The organism is Candidatus Hodgkinia cicadicola, assembly GCF_002774925.1.
In genome coordinates this window covers 24,799-47,012 of sequence record NZ_CM008769.1, presented here as the reverse complement: position 1 = coordinate 47,012, position 22,214 = coordinate 24,799, and the positions used below count along the sequence as shown (strand labels likewise).

Below are 22,214 nucleotides of genomic sequence, written 5' to 3'. Positions count from 1 at the left end.
TGTAAGGTAATTAAGGTTGGTTGATAAGATTTGTTGCTATGAGATAGATCTTATTGTTGGACAACGTTGTAATCAAAGTATTGATTCGATGGTAACAAACACTGCTGGTTTTGTTATTGATGATAATTTAATAAATGGATTCGATTGTATAGAGATAACATAATAACAGGTATTTATATAATGTTGGGTAACATCATTGGGGATAGGAACAAACGAACCAAATAATCATGTTAATAGATGGTAAGATGGTCATTAATGGGTAATAATCAATGGTATTTTAACAAATGTTACCCATGTGTTGTATCGTTTTACTCAGTTAAATCAAATTTAATTTAATAACTAATGTTAGAGGATGTTATTATGGTTGATAGATAATTTATTATCATTTGAACAACAAGATAACAACCAACCATGACATTATGTTATCAACTGATTAATTTAACAATTTAAACGAAGTGATTATAACAACAGGCCGTTGTTTCTTGCATTAAATATACAACATCTAGTAATAAATTTGTTGCCATTCATCACCATGATTTTGTTGTCTTTGGTATAAATATTTGAAACCGTAACATGTCGGAGTTTACTCGTTTGTTCGATAATTTGATGTAAATATGGTTAGTATACTGGTTGAAACTTGTTGAAGTTCATCATGTCAATTGATCAGGATTTTATATGTTGTAACATGGTTGATGTTTCGGTCCTTCGATTTAATATCTTCCAACCTTATGAAACAGTTGATAATTACTCCATAGATCGGAGAAATCAACGTGGTCATTCAAATGAAACAAATACACTAATAGTGGTTTAATGTTAAGATTGAATTCTTCAACAAACCAATGACAACACAACATGTTTATGAATTAGTTTGTTATAATCTTTAATAAAATAACAACATAAATCACTTGATTAATGAGGTGATTAACAAAACAGATATGCCAATAAATTGTAAATTACATGGATTGTTGAACGTATGTCATGTAGGTTTAGTTCTGTGTTTTTAAATGAATTGATGAAATTATACTCATTGAACAACATCCGATGACAACCACAACATGCTTGTGGATTTGATTTTTAAAGCCATATGTTGTTGTTAGTTGTTGATCGGGATACAAGATTGGGGTATATACATGTTCGGTTGAAAACAAATACTCCAATTAAAGGTTATGTTTATCAAATCCAGATTGTATCTAGTATCTAACTTATGTTATCAGATTATACTTCATTTAAAGTGATTACCGATGATGTTAAACAAGTTGTTAACCGATATGTTTAACCTGATTATTTATGTTTAAGGAACCAGATATGGACAAGGTGTAAGCTCCGATATGCTAACAACGTTGTGGTTAATCATTTGGTTAATACTTAGTTTATGTTGATCATAATTAGAATCATATTTGAAACCAACGTTGTAACCGATGTGATTGGTCGGTATCTTGTTAATAAATAATGAATAGAAGTGATATAAGCTTATGTATTGGTTTGTAAGTGTGAAACATGTGATAAGATCTTATGGTTGGGGATATGTTTATAATTTGTTTTTATCGTGATGGAATAACAGTTACTATGGGTGTTGCGGATGTAATGAATACTAACGAAATAATCAACCATGGTAAGTTATTGATCAATGTTGGTTTTGACGTTGAGGTTTGAATTGGAAACAACAGGTAGACAACTTAATCAATTGAGTTGTATATTGAATTGTATGAAGGTGTTAAGTTATTAGGAAGAAGTAGTTGGTGGTATTAGTTAGGATCTTGTGGATTAATGGAGGTATGGATCTGTGGGTTGTTGTTGTTTAATGTAAAATCAACTGATTATATGGTTAAATGTATGTATTGATAGGTTACTTATGACAGAATGGACATGATATTTAACTTGTTTGTGTTACGATATTAGGATTACAGGATTGGGTAAGTTGGTACAAGTATAACGAAATGTTTCATTGGATTTTGTTGCTTATTTAATTCTAACATGTACTTGTTTATGTTAACAACAAGTTGTTTCGTTAGGTTGTTGTCGACTTGGTTTCGTTGGCAATGATTGTAACTTTGATGGTGTTGTATGCGGTGTTAAACACAGGTTTGTAGTTAATCGGAATTCATGTGTGGATGTATGGTGTTTGAAAATCGATATATCATTGGTTTGTGTTATGGAAATATGGTGAAGTTAATAGCAAACAAGGAAGAGAAGATATGCATACTTGTTAGGTTCGTAAGTATAAGTTGGTGTTGTTAAGTATGATAACCTTTATGATTATCAGATGATTGTAAGGAAAATTATGAAATATATGTTAGATATTTATCTTAATTGTTTGAGGTAGTTGTTGGGATGGATGTTTTATGATAATATTATGTTCAAGTTTGGTTATGGTTTCAAATTGTTTAGGATTTGTTTTCAATGATAATATAGGTTTAATTTCATCCAGATCATGATTTATAACTGAAATACACATGATTTTAAGGTTTGATTTGTTTATATCGATGAATTTTTGTTGGGATTCTGTAACCATTTATACATCGAGATATAAATTATGTAATCACAATGACATAAAATTAATACCAATAAGAAAGAAATTACTTTATATTCTACCACATGATCAGTAACAACAGGTGGTTATGTTGTGGGGTTAAATTAATAAATTTATACATAAGTGGTTGAGATAATGTGTTTGTTGGAACGATTATACCTCACATGAAAGAGATCGGTCATAAAAGTCATGAACATAAAAAAAACAAAACTAGTTCGAACTGCTAGTGATTATATCGAACTCATTCTGAAGTTATAATTTATACAACAAAATAAATCTTAAATTAAGATCTTAAAATCATCGGTAATGACATTTGTTTGTACATATCTGTTCTCATATTGAACAATAATTGTAACTTTGTTGTGTTTTGATAATTTGTTACAACGGATCAATGAATTTATATTATTATTTAGATAATTTTGTTGGATCATGTAATCCGCTGGTGGATGTTGTTGTTGAATCGGTGTTTCGTTATGGTTTAGTTCGTTGTATCAGATATTAACATGTCAATGGGTTATTAAATTCGTCTGGTTTATTAAAAGTTCTAATTCATCAATCAATATCAATGATTTGTTGGTATCTTCAGATCAAACTGGACTTTATGAAACAAGGAGTTGTTAACTGGACTGGATGTTGGGATCAATTGTTATTGGGTTGAGACAGATATATTACTATGGATGTTAATAATTGGGTATTGTCATGAAGATAATATGGTGGTTAATGGGAGATGTTTGGAATTGGAAATGTTAATGTTGGAGGATGTTAACAACGGATGATGTATATATTGAGATGAAATTAAACAATACGTTAATGTTGTTCTTGGTTACAACTTGGATTCTGTTAACGTCGGAGTTGTTGATGGTTAATTTTTTTGTTCAATGATCCGATGTATATTATTCGATAACACAAAAAATAATCACCTATCAGTGATCATAACTTCCATTGATTTAAGTTGATAAGATAATGTTCATGAATCTAATTTGTTTATGATATAAATCATCAATTTGATATGGTATGTTATAACCTGGATAGATTAACAAATATGTGTATAACTTAGATGATAACTAATATAGTAATTGGATTAAATCCGTGTGTACAAATACATTCCATGTTACAACGTTGTGTGTTGTTTATTCCATGTGTTAAAACAAGTACAAACGTTGGCATTACAACAACGTAATCATAAGATTTCAGTTCAATTTACCATATTAATAAGCATTGATATGAGTTAATATTAGTTGTTATCAGTAAGATGAACGAACATGTTGGTTGAGTACGATGAAGTTAATTACACTTAAATGTTAAACAGGATATTAAATTTATGACTAATCACTATGTGTTTTATTAACATAATGTTGTAAAAAGATGGAAGGACTGTCAATCGGAGGATGTTTGGTATGTTGTTGTTTTATTAATGATTATGAGAAGATGGATTTTGTTGTGATCAGAGTTAGATCGTTGTGTTTAATGTTCGATTTGATATTTTTAAACACAGATGAAATATCAGTTGATAGTTACAGATCGTTGGTTTCAGTTATGTTGGTATTTATTTAATGAGTTAAATCATTGATTTGGATAATGTTTTTAGGTTAACATAAGATGGGATGTTTGTTGAAAGACTTGAAATTATATCTCAGAAGAGGTTGTAATGGGTTAGTTTTAGTTAACATGAAACAACCTGTTGCCTAATTCGATTGATGTTTAGATGTTGGTTGGATTGGCTGGTAGTAATCAGTTATCTTAGAAAGAATCAATTGGTACTAATATGGTGGTAGATGTTGTGTGTTGGTTTGACAAGGTGAATTATGAGGTTTAGTTATGTTTGATTGATGGGATCGAAAGATCATGACAACGAACCATGATTAATGCATACCGATGTCGAAGTTTGATGTATGTTTTGAATCAATAAATTATAATTTGATACAAAGAAGTTATTGGTATAAATTTTAGTAAAATGTCATAAGATTGGTTTAATCGTTGTTGTTTTAAACGTAAACCTCTGTGGTTGTTGTAAGATTGAGTTTAAATTAATCATGTTAGGTATGTTAAAGATATTAGATATTCGTTATCGGTTGTGATCACTGAATCGTATCTTGTTTGAACCATAAAACATAAGCATCGGTTTGAAACTGTTAATGGTTATGGATGTTGTATTATTTAATAATGTAATAAAAAAACAATCGATAACAACGGGAATATGTGTATGTAAGTTCGTTGATAATGAGATTAAATATGGTTTATTCAGTAATAATTATGATGTAATGATATTGATTTGATTAGTTGTTGGAGGTATTGATGTTATTATTGGGAAGAACGATGCATTGGTATGTGTTTATTAAGACAGAGATGCTAAGGGTTGGTTACAGTTAATATTCTAACACATATTTAGATTTTAATAAACATAAAGAATAATATTACTGTTATTATAATAACATAAACATGTTAGATTTTGTTAATCTAATAAACAACAAGTATACCTTGATCTGTTTGTTGACCTAGTTGTTGGCTATTAACTTTAAATGTTATTCATATGAATGATAAACAACATGATAATCTCTGAACTAACAACATCTTTAAAACATCACTTCAATAACATATAACATTCGGTTGTTGTTCTTAGGAAACAAGACAGATGGAACCATCGGTTCAACATATTGTTTTTTAATCCCAACAATGACACATATTAATTAATTTAACCCATTGTCTTATGACCTGGAGGTTTCTGTTGTCTTGAACTTACGAATACTAAACAAGATTGATGGAACATTTATACATATTATAATCAACGATTAACTTCATCCTGAGAGGATTAGTTAGATGCGGTTAGTATTAGAAGCATCATTAATCAGATGTTTTATAAGGTTATTAACACCGTGCTCGTTGTATTTACAACGTTCAAATACAAAATTATACACATCAACAACCAATTACGGAAGGTACTTATCTGATAACGTTTGGTCGTTTTCTAGTAATAGTTACAACATCCGATTATAAATTAATACTTTAATAATAAACCGATATGTTCGATGATTATATCGGATCCCAGTGTTAATCATTTCATCTTCAATATGAATTAACAACAGAACATGAATAATGTTAACTTCTTAATCTTCTAAATCATCAAACATAACCATCACTCAAACCATCATTGTCATCTTGTTGTTACAACATCAACTTAAATCCTGTTAACACTATTTAATTCATTCCAACACACATATTACCGATATATTTAACCCATGAACTAAACTACAACGTTATCTCATACAAATGTTCTCTGATGAAAAACATTAACCCCATGTTGGTCAACTCATAACTTTAATTACTAAATAATATAATGTTGTTCCAACAAAATCAACCTGTTGTAATGAAGTCTTAAACCTTCAACCAAGACTGTATGTAATACCAAAATTCTCCATACTAACAACAAGTATATTTTATTGATAGAAACCATGTGTTGTCCTTGTTTCAAACAGATGTTGTTTATGTTAAGTTCGATTCAATTTCTAAGATAAGTTTGAATAGATTGATAAATTAAACTTAATTTTACTATCCGTCTCTATAGTCATATCGGTATAAACCATTACAATTATTGATTAAAGATAAACACAACAAGTTAACAATGAACAACGGATTAATGTCATTAAGACCACCATGGTTATCAACTTATCTAAATTCAAACGTTGTTACTAACATTCAAATCAATATTTCATTAATCAACAACATCAATGTTTACAGGTTTGTTACCAACCTTTAGGATATATAATAAGATATCCAAACTATTCCTTATAACCTTATATCCAGTGACTACATTTTGTTACCAATTAGTTAATAACACATAAAATCCAATCTATACTACCTACCTTCCAACAACAATATCTTGTTATTAATCTAAATGATACCATTATAATCGATTGTTATAATTAAAACAAGGTAACAGGTAAACACCACAAGTTCATGGAAGATTCGGTCATAACCTATCTCGTTGTTACACCACCATCAACGGTCCTCACTTGAAACAAACAGTTACCACTTTGAATTATAAAAACATCATGTCAATCATTGATAAAATTACAACAACCGGATGTTTATTCTAACACATAAATCTATCCTTATGATACAACGAATATAAACATCTCATAGCATCAGACCGATACCATATGTTACAACAACAAGATAGTAAATCTATCGATTAATATGGAATGTTGGTTTAGTGATAAGTTTAAGTAATATATCCTAACTGTTTATTAATCAAGGATTTAATATGATTACAACGTTGTTATCCTTGAATTTGATGTTCTTTATCACTTCAAGTTGTTGTCGTTTCCCTATCAACTTACTGATTTATTTAACCTACAATACCAACATCCACTTGTTGTTATCGAGTGTTATCTAATTAAACCAGATGATGGAAATAACAAATTAAATACTGTTAAGTCTAATTTTATATCATAAAAAGAAACATTAGAACCTATGATCGAACACACCAATCAATGATCAAACTAACTAGAATTCAAGTCTTGTTACCTAATAAAATATTATTTAATCGTACTATATCAACACCAATATAAACATTACTTCTCACATTTAACTACCAACATCGTAATCAACATATAGATTCTGTGTTTTGTTATTATCGTTCCAACATTATCCATCAAAACCTTTAATCAAATGGTACCAACCATCATGGTCATCATTTTTGTTGTTTTCACCTGTCACTTGTCCAACATCAAAACACAAGACCATCACCAACGACCATGTAAACCTCCGAAGACCAACATTGTTGCATAACGAACTACAATTTAATCGATTTATTCAACCCATACTATTGGTTATCCATGAATCCATTGAATCGATAATCTCTATATCGTTTAATAACTTAAACGTCGGATACAACGGCCATCTGCCATCATCGATGATAATATACTTAGATATTAAAACCAACAACAACAATCTGAAATCATAATACTATTAGTAAATTATAGATTATTACAACGTTCAGCCTCTATTCATGGACGTTGGCTTCTTGTTGTTCAAACAAAATAATCATGTTGTTAACTGTTTTCTTAAATGGTTATTAAACATAATTTCAGTCGAAGTAATATAAAATGGTTTACTATAATCCTGTGGTAACACATGGTTCTAACTTACAATATCCAATAGAATTCAGAACAACGAACAACTACTTAAACAAAATCCGACCTGTTCTAAGTTGAACAGTTAGTAATCGATACAAAAATACTTAACTTTGTACCATCCTAATACAACAACATCAGATGTACACATCTTATCCTTCGGATTCTTTCTTATTAGTTTACCTTTAACCATTCGGATGTAGATTAAACCATCTGTTAACCTATTACCAATCATAAACAAAAAAACAACACCAAAACAACGTTGTGTTAACTCCTTATTCCGACCTCCATTATCTTGTTGTTATTAACATGGATTTAATAAAACAGATCAACCATGTTGGTTCAGATTACAACACTTGTTAATAATTGAAACGAATGTTGTTATCGTAATAATTATGACCAACGAATCCTGATCAATTAACATCAACTTCATGTAATTTAAGTTTAATCGAACCACAATTGTAAATCCTTAACCAAACGTGTATCTTATACAATGTAATTTATGTTTTAGTAACTTGTTAAACGAATTAGATACTTCGATGTCCAATCCTTTGTTCAATTTATTCACTTAATTATCAACAAGAACTTCGAGTATTATTCACACATGGTTAACACACCGGAGGTTTGTTTCTATTGATTTTATTGATGAACATTCCAGTACCAACAGGTGGAACCTTTCCCAACATAATTTTATCCTTTATCCCAGTCACATCAAATCTATTACCTAACATTATAGCCCTGATGGCTACCTTAATAGCACCTTGAAACGAAATAGCAGACAATATCGAACCTTGGTTAACACAGACATCTGTTATACTATCCACTTTTCTCACTGTTAAGATCTGTTCACCATTCGACCCATTAATACCACCATTTGTTCGAACAATATCATGTGTGTTATTACCTTCTTTGATTTCATTATCAGAATCACTTACATCAAACATACTCACTGTATTGATCATTAACCGTAAAACCATCTCAATATGTTTACTGTTAACATTAACACCATGACTACCATATATTTCTTGAACCGTTTCAATAAAATAATTAAAGAACCTATTGCTACCAAGTATTTCAGCATAACTTGTCAGATCTTTATCTCCGGATAAGATAACTTGTCCTTGTTTTATCACGTTGTTGTTCTTAATAAATAATTCAACATCCGATCCCGAATAAACCACAGGTTTCTCATCAAGCTTTACAGGATCGATAACAAACGTTCTGTTGCCATTACCATCGGTCCCATATCTCAAAATACCATTAGTTGGACAAACAATAGACCTATTATCTTCAGCAACGTTGTTATCAAACAACTTCGATAACCTTTCGAAACCTTCTGACAACGTTGTATCGACCTCAATTGAATCATCCGATAGAGGTTCAGAGAACATACCAAATAGATCTACATTCATGTTCGAATTTATTACAAATTTATTTCTGTTACCAACAAACCCATAATGTAATTTGATATTTCTACCAACATTTAAACAAACCAGCATCATCTTGTTGTTACCAACATTTGGTATAACATTAGTCATAATTCAACCAGTTTTGTTGTTGATTTCTTTCTTTAAGTTCAAATAATACATCGAATCCTTGACCGTTGTTAAACCATTGACCAACGAAACAAGACTGTCGGTCTTAATGTACTCAAAACAAAGTATTTCACCACTGTTGACAACATCTCCGTTCGAAACCAACAACCGTGTACCTCTTGATAATTTATAACTTCAAACCTCATCACCGTTGTGTATAATAGATAATATACATTTGGAACCAACAACGACCACATCGTTTGTTCCCAAACAAACACATGACAGATGTTCAATCTTAACAACACCTGAAAACAAAGACATCAAACAATTCTTTATCTTTTTATTGCCAATGTTTTCTTCAATATCATCATGGCCATGGAAGGTTCTTAACGTTAATTGAGTTCCGGGTTCACCAATCGATTGAGCTGCCAAAACACCAATTGATTCACCATATTGAACTAATTTACAACAACCCAGCTCTATTCCATAACAAAACTTACATATTCCAGAGTTTGCTTTACATGTCAACGGAGATCTGATCCACAAACGATTACCACAACATACCAATATCCTACTTACATTATGTTTAGTTATTAAATCGTTTTTCTTAGCTATAATCCTACCTTTTCAACATATGGTTCTAGCAAGACAACGACCAATCAATCTATGCTTGATAAAATTCTGATCTATAATCGGTTTAACTCCCAATCCTACCTCTGTGTTGCAATCCCTCTCATTCACTATCCATTCCCTCGTTGATTCAACAAGTTTTCTCGTAAGATAACCGGAACTTGCAGTTTTCAATACTGTATCAATCAATCCTCTCCTTGAAACGTGTGTGCAACAGAAGAATTGAATTAAACTTAATCCTTTGTTATAAGCATTTATAATTGGCATCTTACATACTTCTTCTTCAAAACCTACAATGTTACCTCTAGAACCAATTAATTGCTGAATCTGAGACAACGTGCCTCTGGCACCGGAGTTGATAATCATCTGCATCGATGTTTGATTCAAACCACATTTCGTTGTTTCTAAGTCAATATCAGCATATATTTTAGTTAAAACCTTTGACCATACCGATGAAAACATCGGAAGTTCCCTTCCTCTTGGTATTGTTGATCACTTTTTAGTTATTAACGAACGAACATGTTTAATTAACAACGTCTTGTAACTTGTATCTTTGAGATCAGATTTTGTCATCGATATACCAGATTGTGTTACATATTTGAATCCTACCCTCATTAACCCTTCACAAAGTACCACCATTTGATCCTGTCCACACCTCTCGTTAACTAATTCAACAACATCAGAGATCATCTGTTTGTTCAGTTCAGGATGATACCATTCGTATACAAAATTACATTTATATGGTATTAACTCCGATATCAACAAACGACCAGGTGTCGAATATATAGTAATGTACTTGTTATTTTGTTTTAATTGGAACTTTACCTTAGTATGTAAATTAATTTTACCCGATGACAGAGCCATGTTCACTTCGTTGTACGAACAAAAACATACATCTCTATATTCATCGGATGTTAGAGACATGTAATACAAACCAAGAACCATGTCTTGAGATGGCAAGATGCATGGATCACCATGGGCCGGATGGAACACGTTGTTGTTAGTCATTAACAAAAGAATCGTTTCAATTCTGGCTCCAAAACTGAGTGGAACATGAACTGCCATTTGATCACCATCGAAGTCAGCATTGAAACCAGAACATACCAATGGATGTAATCTTATAACTTTCTCATTGGTTAATTTAACTCAAAACGACCTCATGCTTAACTTATGCAACGTTGGAGCTCGGTTTAACAACACCGGACAATACTTAACTATTTCTTTTAGCAATTCGTAAGCTAAGCTTAAGTCACTATCTATTATATTCTTTATCTCTTTGAGTTTTAATTTCAACATTAACTTCGAATAAATGAGAGGTTTAAACAATTCAAAGGCCATGGATCTTGGTATAGCACATTCGTTAATTGATAAATCCGGTCCTGATGCTATTACACTTCTACCTGAATAATCTACCCTCTTACCTAGAACGTTGTACCTAAACCTTCCTCGTTTTCCTTTCAATGTTTCAGTTAAACACTTCAACGAAATGGCATTGTACCTCGAAGGTATCTCGGTATTAGAAGAACTATCGATCAAATCATCAACTGTTTTCTGTAGTAATCTTAGATCACTAATATATTCATCAAAATTAACAACACTGAGTTCAGGTTGTTGTTTCTTCATAATATTATTATTCACAATAATAATCCGTTTATAAAGTTGATTTAAATCAGAACTTACTTGTTTATTATCATCCAAAGTTATCATCGGTCTCAGACCAACAGGTAACACTGGCAAGATCCTTATAAACATTCGGTCCAATGAAACATTGTTTGCTATGAAACCATCTATCACTTCTATCTTTTGTTCTATTTTCTCCAATACCTCGTTAGATGTTGTATTTTTTCTTCGTTTCATCAACAGCTTCTTAAGTTTATTTAACTTATCTTTCGATAACAACATAGATATTGCTGAAACACCCGATGCCACTTCATAATTCTTTCCCTTTGTTCATAGTTTCTTACAATCCATCGTAGATATAATTCTACCTTCAACACAATCCTTCGAAGCTGATCTTGTTATCACGTGGAGTTTACAATCAACCAAATCCCGCATCGTTTCCATCTCCATGTTCAATAATGTACTCAAAACATTTGGCATTGTTTTATAAAACAAGGTATGAACAACAGGTAGTGTTAAATTAATATGTCCAAATCTTGAACGTTGGTCTCACCTGTCTATTCCAACGTACATACCACATTTCTTACAACATGCCATCTCATTTGGTTCGGACGTTTCACACAAACATTCGGTTCCATTTTTAAATCCGAATACCTTCGGACAAAACAAACCACCAACAATTGGTTTTCCGGTATTAGGATCGAAGTAATCAGCATTTGATATTTCACCATAAGATCAAGATAATATTGTTTCAGGTGAAGCAACTCTAAATTTTATATTCGTGATGTTCTTTTTAAATATGGAAAGCATTAATTAGATCTTCGTTTCAATGTCAATACACATAGCAAACAACTCTTTCAACAAGACTGCCATTCCTTCGTTTTGATAGGATTTAAACCTTGGATTATCATTTAAAACACCAACGTACAGTTCATGACGAGCAGTTATATCATCACTTTTTGCTGTTAGAGTTTCTGTTAAGAAATGAACAGAACCATAGCCTTGCAACGCCCATACCTCCATCTCACCTAACCTTTGTCCTCCTTTGTTGGCCTTTCCTTTAAGAGGTTGTTGAGTAACGATCGAATATGGACCTGTTGATCTGGCATACATTTTATCATCAACAAAATGATTTAATTTATTTATATAAATGATACCTACTGTTGATTTCTTATCAAATGGCAATCCAGTTTTACCATCATACAATTGAATTTCGTTGCTAGAATCGGATAATGCCAATCTTTTACTGAGAATGTTGGTTTGAATATCTATGGAACTATCGAACAACGGACATGACAACTTAACACCCCTAGACAATTCATTCAACATTGTTATGACCGTTTCTTTTGAAAGATTATTTATGTTCGGATATATCTCAGTAAGTTGTCCCATTGCTAACCTCATAACACTATCACTTCCAGTTTTATTATACAAGTTCAATATTTGTTTGAATTCTAAACCAAATTTATAACTGATTAAACCAAGATCAACCTCCAATATCTGACCAATGTTCATCCTAGATGGTACTCCTAATGGGTTTAGTACAATGTCGATCGGTGTTCCATCGGCCATGAATGGCATATCCTCCTTCGGAACTATCCTCGATATCACACCTTTATTGCCATGCCGTCCACATATCTTATCACCTACTTTAATCGACCTACGTACAAGTAACTTGATCTTTATAACTTCTAAAACCTGATCACTAACAACCTGATCTCCGTTTGTCAAACGTTTTGAGAACTTGTTTAGAAGATCGATTCTAAGTTTATTTAAACAGTTCAAATAGTTCTTATATAAAAGTTTCAATCCATCTTTAATGAACTTAACTTTCGATGCCAACGAAGATTTACCAAATGAACTGCATGTTTCACCTTGTTGCAATAAAGTATAACATCTTCTTAAGTAGTTTTTAGTTACAATATTACATCGGAAGATATAATCCCCGTATGCTCCATCCTGATAACCTTCTTCATCAACAGATGGAATCCTTTTAACTTCCAAAACAGTAGCAAATTCTATCCCGTTTGGTACTCTGAACGATGTATTAATCACAAAATCCTCATTAGATTCATCTCCCTTGTCATCATCAACATCATCTTGTTTCTCTTTCAATCCATGACCGTTGTCATCGGAATGTCCATTGAATGGATCTAAAGAATTGGGATCGTTACCTTTAACCTGTGTTGGCATCAACTTTCCAACTAACACATCTCCTTCCCGAACATGACTACCCACTTTAACTATACCTGTTTCATCCAAATGTGTCAGATACATCTGTGACATCCCACGGATGTTGTTACTCAATCACTCATTACCAAATTCAGTCCGTTCAACATTTGTTTCAACATCTACTATATGGAAAGAATTAAAATCTCCTCTACTTATAACATCCTTAGAAATTAATACTGAATCCTCATAATTATATCCTTTCCAACACATGAACGTTGCCAACAGGTTCACACCTAAACTCATTTCTCCATCACAACTTGATTGACAATCGGCAATAACATCACCTTCTTTCAACACTTGGTTGGGATATACACTTATCCGAAATCTTAAACATGTTTCTTGATTCGAACCTTTTGTTTTAGGTATAACATAAACTCTATATTTATTCTGATTAGGTTCAAAGACCGAAACCCTGTTAGCATCAACACCAATTACCACACAATTATTACATGCCACAACGTTGTGACCCGTACTCTCCATTACAACATGTTCTTCACCAGTACCAACCAATGGAGGTCTTGGATTCAATGAAGGTATGGCTTGTTTCAACATGTTCGCTGCCATTAATGCACGGGTTGGATCGTTGTGTTCGAGAAACGGAATCAAACAAACGGCAGATGAAAACACTTGGACGTTAGTCATCAAACTTAAATTTATCATATTTTTATCTGTTACCTTTGTTCCACTTCGATCAAAACCAATGACCAATTTCCTCAATCCCTGGTTGTTTGGTAACGATATATTAAATCTTTTACTTTCATAATGATTCAAATATTTAACATTATTACTAACCAAACCATTCCTTACCTTTTGATAACCTGTTGTTATATGTCCGTTAACATCTACATCGGCATGGGTTGTTAACATCGTAATCAAACCAATGTTCTGACCTTCTGATGATTCAATTGGACATATCCTTCCAAAATGCCAACGTTTGGTATCTCTTATAGTAACTTCAACATTCTGTGATGATAAACCACCTTCACCCAAACATGTTAACTTATTCTTATGGGATAATTCAGACAGACTATTAACTTGATCTAAATGTTGGCAAAGACTTGAAGAATTGAAGAACTTGTTGACATCGTTTTGAATTTGTTTATTAGATGTTAGAAGTTTATCGATTATTCGTGAGTCATCAACATCCGCTTCAATCACCTCGATATCTAAGATCTTAGCTAATGTTCTTATCACAATTCCTACAATAATATCTCCGGCACCTCTAACCATTCGAATGTCATGACTCGTATGCTTAAATCTACCATCATTAACAGCAAGTTCATTTCAAATTAAGATTAAATCCTTCTTTGTTATCAAATCTAAACCAAATCCAGGATCATTGTTAACCAAATCATTTAAGAAGCATCTACCAACTAGTGTTAGATCAATATTGTCTATGTCTTCGGCCGTTATATCACTCTTATAAACACAGTTCGTTTTAATTAATCTCCTAATTGATGTTAAGAACCTTGATGGTTTAGTTATCTTCATAACACTGGCATGTTGTGTTACAGAACTTGAATTAAACTTCATCGTTCCATTCGTTGTCTTAACTAATCCTTGGTAATGGTCCATTGCAACACCAACAACATCATTTCTATCTATAACATACCGTTCTACCATAATCTTTCTCATCCTTAACCGCCTCTTGTTACCATGTTTCGTTCTGTTATCAACGGATGTTATCCAATCTAAACGAAATCATTTTCCTTTGAAGAAAGCGATATTCTTAACCTCCGAACAAACATTTAATATATGAATATATTTTGTTTTCAACATTAACAACGTTGTAAGTAAATCTCCCGAGTAATAATCGGCATATTTTATTCTTAGGTTATCAATATTTAAATATCTACCATCATTTGTCATTAATTTAAGATTCACTATCCCATCTGTTCTGTCAATTGACACAGCTGATTGCTTTATTAATTGCGGAACCAACACTTTGTTTACTCCATTAACAACAACATCATCGTTATCTGTAAGTTGTGGTAATTCCATTAATGGTACATCAACCTTGGAACGTTGTGCAACGAAGATAATATCTCCGATTAAATGATATAGATTAACATTTATCTTTAAAACAAACCTGTTACGTATGGTTGAATTAGTATCACCTTCCAACGCAGAGTGATCAATACTTATAAATTCTAGACTTCCATAATCTGAATCAACAGGAAACAAGGATGAGACATTAAACTCTAACTTAGATATTTTGATGCCAAGACTGTTATAACAACCTCATATTACTTCGTTATAAAGCCGCTTCTGTAAACAACTTTTGTTAACAACGGGTCCAACACCCAAGGATCCATTCAGATTCAGTCTTGCTAAGTTAACTCCCATGTCCGATGGCTTCTACTACAAGTTGTTGATACTTTGAAATTACATTTAGTTACGTTTCTAACGTGGTTGTTAACGTGACGATTAAAGTGCTTTGAACGAGACAACATCAATCGATTACTTATAGCTTCCGGATCAAAACAAGATTGTAATCCACTAATGTTTATAATTCTATTCAATGTTACCATGTTTATATGAGATCGAACACAAAACTCATTCAATTTTCACAAGTATATAACGTTGTATATCAATGCATCAGCATCTTTGTAAGTGTTGTATAAACCAATTGAAACCATGTAAACAGATCCAATTTTAAGATATTCTATTAACGGTATTGAGTAGTGATATCCGGATTGGCCATTAATTGACAACTCGTTTAAGTATTTACTTACCTCATACGATGGTATGCCTTTCATCTTGAAACAAAGTGTTCTTGAACCTGGATACCATCTTCCCATTAAATGAACACTTGGTATCAAAGATAATTTATATCACAAATACTTGCATATATGTTCTTCATGGTTGGAATTAAACCTTCGTTTCCATTTAAGAACTTCAGCCAAACTTGTCATACCAAAATTACTTGAAGAACAAGATCCGTATGTGATTGAGGTTGTGTTAAGAATACGGCTAAATGGATGAAGACTTAATTGATGTATTCCTCTATATTCTAATGCTAACTGGTTTAAGTTATTTAATAATTTAGTTTTAACAAAACATAAGCCAATACTTGGAAAGGTATACATTTTGTTGGTAGAAATCAAGTAAACATCACAATTTATAGATCCAATGTTAACATCGAGATGAGGTGCAACCTGTGTTCCATCTACCACAAACGTAGTATTAGACCGTTTAATAAACACATACAACCTGATAGGTATCAACATGTTGATAACATTAGACATATGGGTTAAAACCACTAACGATATATCATTGGTCATAGTTCACAGGTATTGTCTAACGTTGGGAATAAAATCAGGATCTAAATCAATAACATTTAAACTGAAACAATTAGGTCTTCCATAAATTGGTGCAATGAGTGAATGGTTGCTGTTAACACATGTCAGAATTCTTACTTTGTTTCCATTAAACCAGTAACTATTATAAATTATGTTAATCGCTTCTGAAATTGATCCATAAACCACACATGCATAATTGTTTTTCAACGAATAAATTGTTTTAATATACTCATGTGATTTTCTAAAGATAGTCGTTAGAACAGCATGTGGTCTATAACGTTGTTCGAATCTTGTACAGATGGCATAATCCATGTATTTTAAAATGTTGAATAAGAACAGTGGTCTTTGTGTCAACGATGCATTATCGAGATAAATCAGTGGCCTATTCAAACAAAACAATGATTTGAAACTTCTTCGAATCCAGATTGTACTAAACATTTATACTTATTATTTTGTTGTTAGATTTGATATTTTCATTGCCAACAGGTATACCATACGTATAATTCTTCATGCTTGTTGTTGTTCGATTAATAACCACTTGTCCAAGATGTAGTTTATATAAAATGTCATAGCCAATTCCATTTGTTTTCTTAAGATATAACACCATACTATTAATTAATCCGACTATCTTATGCATAACATTTCTTTCTGAAACAGATGACCTTGTTGTTTATTAAATTGTAAATACTATCCGGTGATAAGTGGTTCAATAACTTCGGATTATGTGTCACAACAAGAAAAGTCCTGTTGCTGATGTTAAATCCCAATAATATCTTCGAAATACTTGTTGTTTTCTTGCTGTCCAATCCAGAATCAGGTTCATCTAAGAGACAAAGACTTGGTTCCGTAATCACCATTTGAATTAATTCAAACATTCGTTTCTCTCCTCCAGAGAAGCCCACATTCATAGGTCTATAGAACAGATTACTGTCAACATCCATGAACTTGTTTAACTTTTGTAACTTGTTTGAAAAGGTTTTATCAGTATTGTTTCGTTTCGATATCAATCTTAAGAAATGGATGTAAACTATTCCTGGTATTTCAACCGGATGTTGGAAGCCAACGAAAACAGTTGACCGATCCTTCCTCCATCACATTCCTCTTCTGTGTTGCTTATCATCGATCCAGTCCTGACAGATATAATTATCCATATTAGATAAAGCATTAATAAAACTAGTCTTTCCAATACCATTTTCTCCGACCATAATACATAACTCACCTGGAAACAATCGGAAACTTACATTCGACAATATCCTCTTGGTCTTAAAGTTAATGTTAATATGTTTTATCTTTATCATTATCAAAGAAGTATTTTTTTGTTGTTTCTAAACGAAGACCAGATAACAGAGGTGTATAATACACCATATATAAACCACATTAATAATCATCAACGATATACCATTATCACTTATTCCGCTAAACATATAAACATAAATTCTGATAACAACATTGTGATACAACTACTACCGGATCCATATTTTATATCCGATGACAGACGATTAACCTTACCTGTTTGCAACAAAACATATTATTTTAATCATAATAACATAAATAATATTTCTCAATGTCAACTTCGTTGTGGTACAACGTTTAAACATGGATCCAAATATATTAGTTAATAAAACCGTAAGCTATAACCTTGGATAAAACGATGTCATTAATATCACTGCCAATATGACATAATTTTGTTTTGATGTTGATTCATCGATTGGAGTTATAAACGTTAAGTGAACAAGATCCGACATCGGGATCTCTGACTATCAACACATAGAAAAGATATCTTCAAACCATAACAACATCAATTTCGTTTCAAATCCAAATTACCTCTAAATACCTCTATGTTGTCCAATGTTGTTTCCGTAACAAAGTTCGATAATTCTCTCATTCCACTTAATCAATTTTGACATGTCGAACATCTTAAACAAGAGGTCTGTTTTGTTGTTATTTCTATCACTCCAATATACAAGACGTTAGTGTTTACAACGTTTGAACACATCTTCCGAAGTAATCAGTTATAATTCCAATCATTCAAAATAATAAGTATTCTTTCAAATCGATTGTTATTATCTTTGGTAACCTTGGAACATATTAACAAATTCGTAGTACTATTAATGACTTCGGACGTTATTATAAATGTACTGCTAACAACACCCATGCTTCCAATGTTTGGAGATAATTATCATTATGAGATACCATCCCGTTCTGATAACACCTGATGTGAATCGAACTTAATACCATGGTCTCTGATGACATTATAACTTAAACCATTTATGTCAGGAAATGTTTTGTTGAGTCTAAAACAAATGAATGTTTGGATTTATGAATGGCCATCAATATCTGAAACATAAACATGTTACAACGTCCAGTAGATTTATTTTATATCCCAACCTTCCATTAAAACCATTGTAATTTGATGCCAATTACACTTCAACTTGATGGAACAGATGAATAATCGACAACAAAAATACATCCATTCTTCCAACCTTTATAAATCCCATACTTCTAATCTCTCTTATAACAATTAAACCATCCTAACCAATTTATATCAGATATGACTTCATGTTCTAAATAATACCACTAACACAAGGTTGTTTTAATCTGCTTACAAATAAACCACATATAAATAAGAACCACTTCTTTTATCATGATGGTCATATCGTTTATAGATAACAAATCTTAAGTTGAAATAAAAGTTACCAACCCGATGACATATAAAACAGTAATACAACGAATATATTTCCATTCTCTGATATCATTTCCAACATAAACCTGCATTTAATTATCCCAGATAAGATACAACCATCGGTAAACTAACCTTACCTCCATACTTAGATATTATGAACGTTGTTCCATTCTAAGTTAAATCACATCTCAACCCAGATCCAACGTTGTTAATTTTACCATCAAATAATTCAATACAATTAACACCTTTCTTATACCAAACACAACATCCTAAGTTACTAATAAAACACTTAGAATCAACTCAATAACTTGTTATCCAATAAGCTTAAACTTGTATTCATCGATGATATCAACAACATCACACCTTCCCTCCTACATTTAAGACCATGTTTCCTTTACCATCCTTGATATAATAGGACAGTTTACCTCCATCCAACCATATGTTTACCCTCCTAACCTCCATCTCTGATCTCTACAATGCTTACCATGGATCTTGTTCTTCGAACATCAAACATCCAATCTTACACCTATCAAACATACCTATCCTGTTGAAACTTATACATCCAACCTCCAAGAATAAGCAACAACGTAATATCCGTACAACCAGAATGATTTATCCACTTTGATAAGTTTATCTTACATCCCATCAATTAACTATCCGATACCACATCCAACGTTATCCTTCCTTTATATCATCCATCTATAATTCCTAACCATTTCTATGATGTAACAACGTTGTCATCAATGTTTTAACCCATCCTTGTTATGTCCAATACCACATTAAACGTACATGTTAACCAACCTTCACCACTCCTATACTTGTTATGATCAGTCGTTATTACTCCCAATCACTGGATCGTTTACTTATCAAAGCCACTAACAACACGATTAGCATTTAATAGTTTAGTGATATACTTTATTGTTACTTCTTAATTAATTACTATTATATCTTCTATCGAACCGATAGTTGCTATAACTAAACCATCTTACATCAATGTGGTATAACACACCATCCGATCACAACGGTCTAAGATGTTCAATCGGTTGTTATTACAACGTTTTAATCTAAAATATGAACAACGACCAAAGAAGGTATCCGATATTAATATCTCGAACAGTTATGTTTACTATCATGTCATAGATCATTGGGTTGTTGTTAACATGTAGTACTTAGATCAATTAAACCACCACCAAAACAATTGTATCGAACCTTATGGTACTTTATTCCATCTCTTTTAGATGATTATCGGACCCAATTATGGTTATCCCGAACCAAAGACTTAATATCATAACTACAACACAGAATATAAACATTTACCCACTACAATTAATAATTTTTTTGTTGTAACTCCACTTCAATCCTCCAGTCATAGAACTTGTTTGATATGTTTACATTTAATTGTCTATCTTTCAGAACGAATTATATACACTTTACTTCCGAACATAACAAACCGATTATCTCTGTTTATTAATTAAGATATACGAACAACATTTTATGTATCACACCAATCAATTATGAATTGTTATTAACAACTTCACAATTTATATAGTCCGACATACACATTATCATCTTGTTGTTGTTTAAATCAATCATAATACCCAATCAAATAATATCGTGGTTGGGTTAATTTGTATGTATACGTTGTATAAAATTATTTGATTTAACATATCGGTAATTAATTAACTAAATACATAACAACATGAAATCTGAGATTAACAACCGATATAACATAGTTTTGGTACATCGATGAAGTTCCAATAACATGTACGAATTAATTGATTAAATTACATGAACATTGGGTATCGACAACCAAATATCAACAAGTAGTGTAATGTCATCTGAACGTTGTTACGTTAGTTCGATTCATGGCCATCGTTCAAACAACCACATTAACAACTAAGAAGTTCAACAAATAACATATCCTATTCTTATCAACTATATTCAGTTAATGGTACCGAATGATGGTTTTTGTTAATTCAACCATATCAAATTACATCAAATCTTTCAGTTGATACTCTAATCGAACTAATTTATTACAACATCCATGATAAGAAACATCTGTAGTTGATATAATAATGCTTAAGCATATTGGGATGTTTTATTACGAATAAATACAACCTGGTTCTAACATAATAACAATTATAAGCCAACATCCGGCTCTTTATGTCCGATCATCTTGTTTTTTATCATGTTGTTGGTGATATGTATCGAGATAATCATTTCAATAAAACAACCACATGTTACTTTGTTGTTGTTTAAATTAATCTGAACTTAAAAACAGTAATCCTATTGGGTTCGGATTAAATAATAGAGATATTCTTCGATATAGGATTGATGTAATCAGATTATGTTTGGTTATAATACTTGGTTGTAAGTTTTAACAACAAAATTGGTATACAATTAACAAATGTACAATGATGGTTTAAATTATTGGTTAAGATACTATCAAAAGGTAGATCGATGCTGTTAATTTATTATAATTGATGGATTTATGATAATTTCATGGTATTATATTCTATAATTGTTGTAGATGTTGGGATTTTGTAATTG

The 22,214-nt window shown here is 31.7% G+C and carries 18 protein-coding genes; 8 read left to right on the top strand and 10 right to left on the bottom strand.

The genetic code is table 4. The features are described 5' to 3' along the window. Positions 1–16: 16 nt before the first annotated feature. The 7 genes from MAGTDC_RS04010 to MAGTDC_RS04000 all read left to right on the top strand — a co-directional run bounded on the left by MAGTDC_RS04010 (position 17) and on the right by MAGTDC_RS04000 (position 5,524). Positions 17–163, top strand: a complete 147-nt coding sequence (locus tag MAGTDC_RS04010; RefSeq protein ID WP_192572858.1) for a hypothetical protein — start codon at positions 17–19, stop codon at positions 161–163. A gap of 1,349 nt (positions 164–1,512) precedes the next feature. Beyond that, positions 1,513–1,671, top strand: coding sequence for a hypothetical protein (locus MAGTDC_RS04005; RefSeq protein ID WP_192572857.1), 159 nt, complete (start codon positions 1,513–1,515; stop codon positions 1,669–1,671). Between the two features lie 1,473 nt (positions 1,672–3,144). Further along, positions 3,145–3,396, top strand: coding sequence for a hypothetical protein (locus MAGTDC_RS00175; protein WP_146656509.1), 252 nt, complete (start codon positions 3,145–3,147; stop codon positions 3,394–3,396). Between the two features lie 191 nt (positions 3,397–3,587). Next, the gene (locus MAGTDC_RS05135) at positions 3,588–3,710 is read left to right on the top strand and encodes a hypothetical protein (protein ID WP_278046829.1); all 123 of its coding nucleotides are present in this window, start codon (positions 3,588–3,590) and stop codon (positions 3,708–3,710) included. 185 nt (positions 3,711–3,895) lie between these two features. Further along, positions 3,896–4,084 carry a hypothetical protein gene (locus tag MAGTDC_RS00170; protein WP_146656508.1) on the top strand — a complete coding sequence of 63 codons (189 nt, stop codon included), beginning with the start codon at positions 3,896–3,898 and terminating at the stop codon, positions 4,082–4,084. Between the two features lie 587 nt (positions 4,085–4,671). Continuing rightward, on the top strand, positions 4,672–4,869 hold the full coding sequence (locus tag MAGTDC_RS00165; RefSeq protein WP_278046828.1) for a hypothetical protein: 198 nt from the start codon (positions 4,672–4,674) through the stop codon (positions 4,867–4,869). A gap of 478 nt (positions 4,870–5,347) precedes the next feature. Then, positions 5,348–5,524, top strand: coding sequence for a hypothetical protein (locus MAGTDC_RS04000; protein WP_192572856.1), 177 nt, complete (start codon positions 5,348–5,350; stop codon positions 5,522–5,524). Positions 5,525–5,852: 328 nt separating this feature from the next. Here the strand turns inward: MAGTDC_RS04000 and MAGTDC_RS05130 are convergent, their stop codons facing one another. The 10 genes from MAGTDC_RS05130 to MAGTDC_RS03995 form a co-directional block, all read right to left on the bottom strand. Then, positions 5,853–5,981: a hypothetical protein gene (locus MAGTDC_RS05130; RefSeq protein WP_278046827.1), complete on the bottom strand. Its 129-nt coding sequence runs from the start codon at positions 5,979–5,981 to the stop codon at positions 5,853–5,855. Between the two features lie 1,193 nt (positions 5,982–7,174). Continuing rightward, positions 7,175–7,351 (bottom strand): hypothetical protein, encoded by a 177-nt coding sequence (locus MAGTDC_RS00160; protein WP_278046826.1) that lies wholly within the window; start codon positions 7,349–7,351, stop codon positions 7,175–7,177. A gap of 919 nt (positions 7,352–8,270) precedes the next feature. Further along, positions 8,271–12,257, bottom strand: a complete 3,987-nt coding sequence (locus tag MAGTDC_RS00155; protein WP_146656505.1) for a hypothetical protein — start codon at positions 12,255–12,257, stop codon at positions 8,271–8,273. A gap of 3 nt (positions 12,258–12,260) precedes the next feature. Then, on the bottom strand, positions 12,261–16,025 hold the full coding sequence (locus tag MAGTDC_RS00150; protein ID WP_146656504.1) for a DNA-directed RNA polymerase subunit beta: 3,765 nt from the start codon (positions 16,023–16,025) through the stop codon (positions 12,261–12,263). After that, the gene (locus tag MAGTDC_RS00145) at positions 16,010–17,419 is read right to left on the bottom strand and encodes an aminotransferase class V-fold PLP-dependent enzyme (protein WP_146656503.1); all 1,410 of its coding nucleotides are present in this window, start codon (positions 17,417–17,419) and stop codon (positions 16,010–16,012) included. The genes MAGTDC_RS00150 and MAGTDC_RS00145 overlap by 16 nt, the downstream gene beginning before the upstream one ends. Further along, positions 17,412–17,618 (bottom strand): hypothetical protein, encoded by a 207-nt coding sequence (locus MAGTDC_RS00140; protein WP_146656502.1) that lies wholly within the window; start codon positions 17,616–17,618, stop codon positions 17,412–17,414. The genes MAGTDC_RS00145 and MAGTDC_RS00140 overlap by 8 nt, the downstream gene beginning before the upstream one ends. Continuing rightward, positions 17,611–18,279, bottom strand: coding sequence for an ATP-binding cassette domain-containing protein (locus MAGTDC_RS00135; RefSeq protein ID WP_278046841.1), 669 nt, complete (start codon positions 18,277–18,279; stop codon positions 17,611–17,613). Before MAGTDC_RS00135 ends, MAGTDC_RS00140 begins: the two co-directional genes overlap by 8 nt. A gap of 425 nt (positions 18,280–18,704) precedes the next feature. Further along, entirely contained in the window at positions 18,705–19,136 is a 432-nt protein-coding gene (locus MAGTDC_RS00130) for a hypothetical protein (RefSeq protein WP_146656500.1), read from the bottom strand. Positions 19,137–19,275: 139 nt separating this feature from the next. Further along, a complete protein-coding gene (locus MAGTDC_RS05125) occupies positions 19,276–19,401 on the bottom strand; it encodes a hypothetical protein (protein WP_278046840.1) in 126 nt (41 codons plus the stop codon). A gap of 587 nt (positions 19,402–19,988) precedes the next feature. Further along, positions 19,989–20,126, bottom strand: coding sequence for a hypothetical protein (locus MAGTDC_RS03995; protein WP_192572887.1), 138 nt, complete (start codon positions 20,124–20,126; stop codon positions 19,989–19,991). 1,902 nt (positions 20,127–22,028) lie between these two features. On the opposite strand from MAGTDC_RS03995, the gene MAGTDC_RS00125 reads away from it, so the two are divergent. Then, positions 22,029–22,211: a hypothetical protein gene (locus MAGTDC_RS00125; RefSeq protein ID WP_146656499.1), complete on the top strand. Its 183-nt coding sequence runs from the start codon at positions 22,029–22,031 to the stop codon at positions 22,209–22,211. Positions 22,212–22,214 lie beyond the last annotated feature (3 nt).